Below are 407 nucleotides of genomic sequence, written 5' to 3' on the forward strand. Positions count from 1 at the left end.
TGGGCGTCGATCTCGGCTCGGAAGCGGCGCAGCATCTCGTCCTCGTGCGAGCCTTGCCCGCCGTCCGGGCCGCGCAGGGCGGACAGGTTCAATCCACCCTGCCTGGCCGCCCCGTCCTCGGTCTGGTCGTTGGTGGGGGTGAGGTCGAGCATCCATGCGGTGCGCTCCGCGTCCCAGCGTCGGGCGTAGGCGGGTCCGGCAGCCTTGGCGGACACCTCGTCCAGGCGGGGGTGGCGGTCGGAGGTGGCGACGGTGATGTCGCGGATCTGGTTGGGGAGGATCCGCCAGGCCTTGAACAGGGCGGCCGGTGATTCGGGGGTGCCCATGAATCCGGCGCCCTTGTAGGGGGCCTGGTCGACGCGCAGTCCGCGGCGGCCGGGGAACATCTTGCCCAGGTCCATGCCCTC

Annotated in this window: 1 pseudogene; it reads right to left on the reverse strand. The window is 71.7% G+C overall.

Annotated elements, in window-relative coordinates:
• Positions 1-407, reverse strand: a pseudogene (locus KMS84_RS39200) (hypothetical protein); the annotation flags it as partial.

Origin of the sequence: Streptomyces hilarionis, from assembly GCF_024539675.1 — a bacterium.
Lineage (GTDB): Bacteria > Actinomycetota > Actinomycetes > Streptomycetales > Streptomycetaceae > Streptomyces > Streptomyces hilarionis.